This is a genomic window from Metallosphaera yellowstonensis MK1 (assembly GCF_000243315.1).
GTDB lineage: Archaea > Thermoproteota > Thermoprotei_A > Sulfolobales > Sulfolobaceae > Metallosphaera > Metallosphaera yellowstonensis.
Window position 1 is genome coordinate 95,717 of record NZ_JH597761.1, and the last position, 6,237, is coordinate 101,953.

General features: G+C 51.1%; 8 protein-coding genes and 2 pseudogenes. 4 read left to right on the forward strand and 6 right to left on the reverse strand.

Annotated features, from left to right (window positions below; all coding sequences use genetic code 11):
- Nucleotides 1–183: 183 nt before the first annotated feature.
- Together METMK1DRAFT_RS15395 and METMK1DRAFT_RS15400 are read right to left on the reverse strand one after the other, a co-directional pair.
- Nucleotides 184–471 (reverse strand): methyltransferase family protein, encoded by a 288-nt coding sequence (locus METMK1DRAFT_RS15395; RefSeq protein WP_155812241.1) that lies wholly within the window; start codon nucleotides 469–471, stop codon nucleotides 184–186.
- Nucleotides 472–483: 12 nt separating this feature from the next.
- Nucleotides 484–753, reverse strand: coding sequence for a hypothetical protein (locus METMK1DRAFT_RS15400; RefSeq protein ID WP_155812242.1), 270 nt, complete (start codon nucleotides 751–753; stop codon nucleotides 484–486).
- 164 nt (nucleotides 754–917) lie between these two features.
- Here METMK1DRAFT_RS15400 and METMK1DRAFT_RS01250 point away from each other — a divergent pair, with 164 nt between their 5' ends.
- The 3 genes from METMK1DRAFT_RS01250 to METMK1DRAFT_RS01260 all read left to right on the forward strand — a co-directional run bounded on the left by METMK1DRAFT_RS01250 (nucleotide 918) and on the right by METMK1DRAFT_RS01260 (nucleotide 3,260).
- Complete coding sequence (locus tag METMK1DRAFT_RS01250; RefSeq protein ID WP_009069935.1) at nucleotides 918–1,166, forward strand: sulfurtransferase TusA family protein; 249 nt, start codon at nucleotides 918–920, stop codon at nucleotides 1,164–1,166.
- A 360-nt stretch (nucleotides 1,167–1,526) separates the two neighbouring features.
- A complete protein-coding gene (locus tag METMK1DRAFT_RS01255; RefSeq protein ID WP_009069936.1) occupies nucleotides 1,527–2,720 on the forward strand; it encodes a hypothetical protein in 1,194 nt (397 codons plus the stop codon).
- A gap of 360 nt (nucleotides 2,721–3,080) precedes the next feature.
- The gene (locus METMK1DRAFT_RS01260; RefSeq protein WP_009069940.1) at nucleotides 3,081–3,260 is read left to right on the forward strand and encodes a hypothetical protein; all 180 of its coding nucleotides are present in this window, start codon (nucleotides 3,081–3,083) and stop codon (nucleotides 3,258–3,260) included.
- Nucleotides 3,261–3,281: 21 nt separating this feature from the next.
- Here the strand turns inward: METMK1DRAFT_RS01260 and METMK1DRAFT_RS01265 are convergent, their stop codons facing one another.
- Nucleotides 3,282–3,722 (reverse strand): NUDIX hydrolase, encoded by a 441-nt coding sequence (locus METMK1DRAFT_RS01265; RefSeq protein WP_009069942.1) that lies wholly within the window; start codon nucleotides 3,720–3,722, stop codon nucleotides 3,282–3,284.
- A gap of 348 nt (nucleotides 3,723–4,070) precedes the next feature.
- On the opposite strand from METMK1DRAFT_RS01265, the gene METMK1DRAFT_RS01270 reads away from it, so the two are divergent.
- Nucleotides 4,071–4,847 carry a KaiC domain-containing protein gene (locus tag METMK1DRAFT_RS01270; protein ID WP_009069944.1) on the forward strand — a complete coding sequence of 259 codons (777 nt, stop codon included), beginning with the start codon at nucleotides 4,071–4,073 and terminating at the stop codon, nucleotides 4,845–4,847.
- 509 nt (nucleotides 4,848–5,356) lie between these two features.
- On the opposite strand, the gene METMK1DRAFT_RS18660 is transcribed toward METMK1DRAFT_RS01270, so the two are convergent.
- The 3 genes and pseudogenes from METMK1DRAFT_RS18660 to METMK1DRAFT_RS01285 form a co-directional block, all read right to left on the reverse strand.
- A complete protein-coding gene (locus METMK1DRAFT_RS18660) occupies nucleotides 5,357–5,506 on the reverse strand; it encodes a hypothetical protein (protein WP_009069946.1) in 150 nt (49 codons plus the stop codon).
- A 23-nt stretch (nucleotides 5,507–5,529) separates the two neighbouring features.
- A pseudogene (locus METMK1DRAFT_RS17035) lies at nucleotides 5,530–5,850 on the reverse strand (IS200/IS605 family accessory protein TnpB-related protein); the annotation flags it as partial.
- Nucleotides 5,851–6,028: 178 nt separating this feature from the next.
- Nucleotides 6,029–6,237, reverse strand: a pseudogene (locus METMK1DRAFT_RS01285) (hypothetical protein); the annotation flags it as partial.

Here is a 6,237-nt window from a genome sequence, read left to right on the forward strand (position 1 = left end):
TTCAAGGGAGACTCCCGTTACCGTCAGGTTAACTCAAGGGAGCACTCAAGTAGTTGGTGGTGCCCTCCAGGGAGAACCTTGAGTTGACGACTTGACCAACTGAGAACTCTAGGAGAATCCGGTTGGAAACCTGGAGAGGCGTTGGAAAGCCCTTCCTTAACTCACCCTAACCAGAGCACTGAGCTAGAAGACAAGGGGGATTAGCCTCTTCTTCCTCCAGGACATCCTTAGGTACTCCTCACCGAAAGCTGATATGAGTTCCTCCTCCCTCCTGATCCTCAGGATGTAGGTCAAGGTCGTCAGGATCAGAGCTGAGACCACTGACAAGAGGGAGTGGGCCAACACGGATAACCCCAGGATAGCGAAGAGGCCCCCTGTGTAGGCCGGATGTCTCACGTACCTGTAAGGCCCCTTATCCACGAGGGAGTGGCCGTCCTGTATTTCCACCATAGGCGAGAAGAACCTACCCAAGGTCAGGATGGCCTACACCCTGAAGGACTCACCACCAATTACCAAGGTTAACCCGAGGTAGTCCAGGAGGGGTGAGGAGACCTCTCCGACATGAGAGTAGTAGGAAAAGTAGGCCAGGAAGATGATGAAGAAGAAGTCCAGGTTAATCAACCCGAACAGGGTTAGGAAATCTTTCCTATCCCTCCTCACTACCCTCTTCCTCCTAAGGAGGGGGACAAGGTAGACTAGGATCAACTCCAAGCTTCCCACGGCATAGTACGAGTCGAAGAACAGTTCGAACACGGTCCCCAAATTTAAAGTCCAGGGCAGACTTTTAACCGGAGCTCAAGGTTCACGCTCTGAACCTAACGCGTTCGAAGGCTAGTTAATCCCATTGATTTCAGGAAAATTAACCCAATATCTTTTAAAGTGCACACTTTAAATTACCCGTGTGTCGAGGACTTATTATGGGAGAGAACTTAAGGAAATTGAAACCTGACGTAACCCTAGACCTCCGAGGGGAGCCCTGCCCTGAACCTCAGATAGAGATCGTGAAGAGGCTGAACCATATGAGGGAAGGTCAGGTACTCGAGGTGGTCACAGACGACGAGCCCCTTCAGACCACCGTACCAGAATTGTGTAAGTCTAAGGGGTACCCCTGTGAGGTAATCAAGGAGGACAACATCACCTTCAGGATAAGGATACTCAAGAAGTGAGAGGGACTCCTCGCTTACCCTTCTTCAAGATGGGACAGCCCAGGTTCACGAGTTCGGGGGAACCTGCACGTTTAAGAAGTGTCTTCACTCACGCGAATGAAAGGGTAGCTTGAGTCGAGCTGGCCCCGTAGATAAGGGGATATGGGGGAATCGGTTAAGTTGATGAGGAGGGTTCGTGGGATCGAAGGCCTGGATCTCCTTGGAGTTCGTTGAGCTCACGGCTAATCGAGAACGACTAGCAGGAGATAGTTTAGAATAAGCGTCGAGTCGGGGCCGTCCCTCAGGACGTAAATCAGGCCCTAAAAGTAGTTAGGATCCTCGTTGAGCTAAAGATTTATCCGTCTACTCTACATAGATACTGTGAAAGAGGATCCCTTAGCTCCCCTCCTCACCAGGTTACGTTTCATGGACAGGTTGGCAGGGAAGGCCTTCCGCATCATGTTCCTCCTCGGAAGGGGGGAGAACGTGAGGGCCAGCTCCCTCTACCTCCTCAGGAAGTTGAAGAGCCCCGACACAGCACCGCAGAGGGCACTCCTCTCGGTGGTCTTCGCTTCCATGGGGGACGAAGAGGAAGCCCTACGGTTGGCCTCCCCTGAGATCAAGGACGAGATAACCCATAACTTCTCTAACCTGGCGCTCTGCATCCTAGGTAGGGAGCCTCTTCTGGGTGCTCTCACAGAGCCCTGGGTCCTCACTGCCTGCTCCCACGTCTCACCTGAGTACGAACCTCTCGCGGGATACAGGAGGTGGCTCGAGCTGAGGGACTCCCTCCCTACCCAACTGGAGTACCAGAAGTCCTTCGTGATATCTTGGACCGCCATGAGGGACCGGAAGACCACAGGTGGGGAGGAGAACGTCGAGGCGTCCCTGGAGATGCTGAAGTTATCTCCACTGGAGAGCCCAGAGGCCAAGCTTCACACTTACACCAACCTTGCGGTCTCACTGATGCTGTTGGGGGATGACAGGTACGAGTACTACCTCGACGAAGTTAAACGTGGGACTGAAAACGAACACGCTCACCTCAGGGTCATGGCCTATCAATCGCTCATGGAGTTTTACGCCAGGACTGATGATGAACAGGAGACGATGAAGATGGCCAGGGAGCTCAAGAGGAGAGCGTCCAAGGTGGCCACGTGGATCATGAGCAAGGAACCGTTCAACAGGTCGTGGCTCCTCAGGGAGGTCTCCCTAAACTGCCTCTCCCTGGCCAAGGTACAGTACTGGACAGGAGACCTCTCCACCTCCAGTACCATAAGGAGGTTAATCTCCTTCTTGAGGAGGTCAGAACAGTTGCCCGTCATATCCACATTCCTGGGCCACGTGAGGGACGTGGAACTGGCGTTGGAGCTGGGCTCAAGGATGACGGGTCACAACCTTATGAAGGAGGAGGTGAGAGACATTGCAGTGGGACTTGCTTCAGTCTACCAGGGAACAGGGGATCCCAGGATACCTAAGTTAGTGAGGAGGAATCGTTTGGCTATCCCTCCGTTCCTGAGACACCTGGGGTGTTCGTCACTGGGCGAACGCCTAAGAGTCGAGCTAGGATATTGTTAATCTACCGTTTGTCCCTACACTATCATTTCAATCGTTTCATCTTGAATCATGATCGAGTGCAGGGACTTAGCCCTCAACAACCTACCCGACTTCAAGGTAAGTCATGGAACTCCTTGGAGCCCAATGGCACGGGGCTCACATCCCGGATCACTCCCACCCTTTTAGGCATAGCCCACATCGAGTGAGAGTTCATCTTTTATCAATATAGACATAATAAACGGATATAAAAACATTTATGTTAACATGAAAAAGTATTCAGCCCAGACTTTCAGACATCGCCTGCTTGATAGGGCTGAATCCTTTCTCACATTAATAGAAATCTTTTTATATCTGTTTATAACGAATTTTCGTTGATAAATAATGATCTCTCACACCGATGTGGACTATGTCCAAAAGGGTGGGAGTGATTGCAGAGATGTGAGCCCCGTGCCGTTGGGCTCGAAGGAGTCCCATGACCCACCTACAGTAAGTAGGTGGTTGAGGGCTAAGTCCTTGCACTCGATCATGATTCAAGATGAAACGATTGAAATGAAAGTGTAGGGACAAACGGAAAACACGACTTCACGATAAATCCCATCCGTACTCACTGTATACCTGGCCCTTCAATAGGCCCAGGTCTATGGCCTGCCTCACGTAGGGCACGACGTTTTCAGGCAACGCGGAGACCTCGAACCACCTGAGCTCCCAGGCCTTCTCAGGCTCCATTAACGTGGGATCTCCTCTCCACTTAGTGGACTTGAAGAAGAAGTCCACCCTCTCCTGGTTCTCGAATCTATGCATCACGTGAACCAGGGAAACGTCCTCTCCCTCCAGCTCTATCCCAGCCTCCTCCCTCGCCTCCCTGATCATGGCACGAGTCGCTGACTCCCTCGCCTCAACGTGTCCCGCTATCACGCTCCACCAACCGTCCCTGTAACCCGTGTTCTTCCTCATCTGCAAAAGTATCTCTCTTCCTTTTAAGAGGAACAGGTGCACGGACAAGATCTGGGGGTATCTAGCCATGGTCTTCCCTTCCCTCCCGCTGGAATTAAACGTTTGGGCCTGTGAACTTGTAGGTATAAGGTTTCTTATAAGAGTTTGGAATCATCAGGATCACGACTAGATGTCGATCCTGATCCCCACCAAAGTCGCAGGAAAGGTGGTACAAAGCTACGTAGTCCCGAAGGGCCCTTGAGAAAACTCCTGAATGTATCCTTGGTTTGTTTTCGACTCATATAAGTCGATTATTCTCTTAATCTAGAGAAAACTCCTGAATGCATCCTTGGGCTTCCCCTAGATTCAGGCTAGTACTAGAGGGAAAGTCCATCGAGTTCTGCTAGATATTTAACCTTGGGCGATAAATTAGATCTTATGGCTAGATTGTCCACAGGCATTCCTGAGTTCGACAGGCTCATCGAGGGGGGAATACCCCAAGGTTTCTTCGTGGCGCTCACGGGCGAACCGGGTACCGGGAAGACCATATTCTCCCTGAGCTTCATTCATCAGGGTCTGAAGGATGGAGACCTGGGGATCTACGTGACCACGGAGGAGAGCAGAGAGTCGATCCTGAGACAGGCGAAACAGTTCAACTGGGACCTGGAGGGTTACTTGGACAAGAGGCTCATAGTTATAGACGCCCTAATGAGGGAGAAGGAGGACGAGTGGTCCCTCAACGAGCTCAACGCCGAGGAGTTGGTCCAGAAGGTCATTCAGGCGAAACAGAAGCTGGGCTACGGTAGGGCCAGGCTGGTCGTTGACTCCGTCTCTGCACTCTTCCTGGACAAACCGGCCATGGCCAGGAAGATAAGCTACTACCTGAAGAGAGTTCTGAATAAGTGGAAATTCACGATCCTTGCGACCTCCCAGTACGCCATCACCACCTCTCAGGCCTTCGGCTTCGGGGTAGAGCATGTGGCGGACGGGATAATAAGGTTCAGGAGGTTGGTCAGGGACGGGAAGTTACACAGGTACATCCTGATAGAGAAGATGAGGCAGACCAACCATGACAAGTACGTCTGGGAGATAGACGTTGTCCCCGGGAAGGGGGTAGTGATCCTGGGGAGGATGCAGGAGAGGAAGGAGGACTATGCCCTACCCAAGAGGGTTATGGACAAGATAAGGGAGGCCAACGAAGACGCGTTCAGGTGAGACTCCAGAGCTCTCTACCTCGAGCGACAGTTACGATACTCTCCCTTAGGGCTTACCCACAAGCTAGGGGCAGTTCACTGAGTGTTGCAGTTACGTGACTCCTCACACTTAATGGAGAACCTAAAGGCTGTTTTTAACCACTTCAGGGACGAACTCAACGGTAGATCACGGGACTTCCGTGAGGGAAATACACGACGTCCATGTCCCGTACGTGTACTCTCCTCAGAGTATCACGAAGCGTTTGGGAGGGCCCTGACGACGAGGTCGTGACTCTGAAGACCCTAATTATCAATAATTATCAATGGAGTATATCAGCAGTGTTTCAACTAAAACCTGTTCCCTATTAACCGGAACGCCCCGCTCTCCGGAGCAGTTGTGTGATTTTCGCTTGAACTGACTCCCCGTCATTGAGCGAAATCTAACGACAGCTATTCGACACGTCGGGATAGGGCGGCACAATTCGATACTCAGTTTCCAGGCGACGCCGTGACTCTCGTGGGACGCTGGGACTATATGAACAACGCTTCTCTCATCCCCTCGAATATGACGTCCCCCGTCACTATGCTGGCGGGATCCTCAATCCTATCCTCCCTACTGAAGGGAGTTATTCTCCCCCTGTCGACCCAGAACGCCTCCCTCAGTCTCTCCCGCCTGTACAATCTGATCAGGTAGGCTATGGTGTTTACCCGTGGCGTAACTTTTCCTTACTTTTAATTACTTCTAATTCCGCCACGGGCACCCCTCTTAAGGGATCATACACGGTCACCCTTAAATCATTGGGGCTAGTCGAGGGAAACACCACTACCCTCCCATCCACCTTCCTTGCCAAGTTAAGAGGAGCAATAGAATCCCTCTCCAAAAGAACTTCACCGCTTTCCAAGTACCTAGCGTTCACCTTCAGTACTTTTACACCCCCACCCTCGTGAGCAGAGCCCGTCATCAGGTAGGGGTTTAAAACTTTGATAACTTTCTCAACTACCTGCTTTCTCTTCTTCAACTTCTCCTCACGTTTAGTCGCTACTAATCATGAGCCGTAATCGTTAGGAAGCAAGGTCACACGTTCTATTTCCTAAAATATGCTGTTTAGATATTTTAGAAGTTTAAGTTAGTTACTTTGAAGCTCTCGCATTCCTTACTACAGACTTGGCTAATTAACTATTAGTCCTGGTGTTCTCACGATTTCAAGAACTCTCCACGATCTCGTCCAACTTCTTCATCAGTTGGTTCTCCACGTGGGAAGTCCATAACATCTCGGGAACGTCAACGAAGAGGAATAACTCAGAGACCAGAAGGATCTCTATTGTAGCTATCGCAAGGTTCTGGACCCACTTTCCCACTCCGACGGTCACCTTCATACCTTCAGGTACCTTCTCAAAGAGGAAATTCAGTG